This is a genomic window from Kitasatospora sp. NPDC057542 (assembly GCF_042801945.1).
In the GTDB taxonomy this organism is placed as follows: Bacteria; Actinomycetota; Actinomycetes; order Streptomycetales; family Streptomycetaceae; genus Kitasatospora.
Genome location: NZ_JBHVFE010000848.1, coordinates 1 through 1,251, shown reverse-complemented (window position 1 = coordinate 1,251; position 1,251 = coordinate 1). Strand labels below are relative to the sequence as shown.

Below are 1,251 nucleotides of genomic sequence, written 5' to 3'. Positions count from 1 at the left end.
TGGCAGGCACACGGGTAACGGACGAGCCGCTGCCGGAGACCACCGGGGCGCCGGCCGAGTCGGCGCCGGAGGCCGTGGCGGTGGGCGCACCGGAGGGCTTGCCGTGGGCCGTGGGGGTGGGCGTGGAGGTGCCGGTTGCGGCAGTGGCCATTCCCCCCGCGGTCGCGATGGCTGCGGCGGTGACGGTGGCGGCGATGAGCATGATCGGGCGGATACGCATGAATCCGTGTCCTTTCCTGCGGGCGTCCGGTTGATGCCCGCGCCCCTGTACGCCTCCCGACGCCCGGCAGGTCGCATCCCGCACACGTGATCCAGGTCATAGGCCGTGGGTGCGACCCTGGGACGGCGCTCGTGCGTACAGGGCGGGACGCTTCACTCAGGACGCACAGCTCCACCGCCGTAGCCGAGGAGTGTCTCCTCGCGAGCCGCCTGTGCCGCGAGCTGACGGACAGCCCCGGAGGAGAGGCCCTTGATGACGCCACAGGAGTTCGACGCGTTCTACGCGGCGTCCTTCTCCCGCCTGACCGGGCAGCTCTACGCGATAACCGGCAACTGGTCCGAAGCACAGGACGTGGTCCAGGAGGCCTTCATCCGCGCGTGGGACCGAAGGCGCACCTTCGACCCGAACAGCGCCCCGGAGGCATGGATCCGGACCACCGCCCGGCGGCTGGCCCTCTCCCGCTGGCGACGTCTGGCCCGGGGCCTGCACTTAGCCGGCCGCCACCACCGCCAAGAACCACCCACCGTCGAGCCGCCCACCGAGGAGCACCTGATGCTGGTCACCGCGCTCCGCGAGCTGCCCGAGGCACAGCGGAGCGCCCTGGTCCTGCACCACATGTGCGACCTCTCCGTCGAGCAGGTCGCGGCCGAGACCGGCGCCAGCGTCAGCGCCGTCAAGAGCCGCCTCGCCCGCGGCCGGGCCGCGCTCGCGGCCAGACTCGCCGACCAGACCCCGACCAGCGAGGAAGGAAAACTCCGTGTCTGACCCCACCCACGACAGCCTCGCCAACCGGCTGCGGCTGCTCGGCACGCAGATGCCCGCACCGACCCTGCCCGCTGCGGAGATCCGCCGACGCGCCGACCAGCGCCGCCACCGCCGGCACGCCCTCGGCGCGACCGCGGCCTGCACCGCAGCAGCCCTGTGCCTGGCTCTCCCGTCCGTGCTGCACTCACCGGGACCACAACACTCACCGGGACCACAACAAGGAGCAGCCACCACAGACACCCCCTCCGTGCCGGCTTCCCCCCACC

The 1,251-nt window shown here is 72.5% G+C and carries 1 protein-coding gene and 2 pseudogenes; 2 read left to right on the top strand and 1 reads right to left on the bottom strand.

Annotation, left to right across the window (positions count from 1 at the left end; all coding sequences use genetic code 11):
• Nucleotides 1-220, bottom strand: a pseudogene (locus tag ACFU7Y_RS44050) (hypothetical protein); the annotation flags it as partial.
• A 252-nt stretch (nucleotides 221-472) separates the two neighbouring features.
• On the opposite strand from ACFU7Y_RS44050, the gene ACFU7Y_RS44045 reads away from it, so the two are divergent.
• Nucleotides 473-985, top strand: a complete 513-nt coding sequence (locus ACFU7Y_RS44045) for a SigE family RNA polymerase sigma factor (protein WP_224285255.1) — start codon at nucleotides 473-475, stop codon at nucleotides 983-985.
• Nucleotides 978-1,251: pseudogene (locus ACFU7Y_RS44040) on the top strand (hypothetical protein); the annotation flags it as partial. The gene ACFU7Y_RS44045 and the pseudogene ACFU7Y_RS44040, both read left to right, overlap by 8 nt.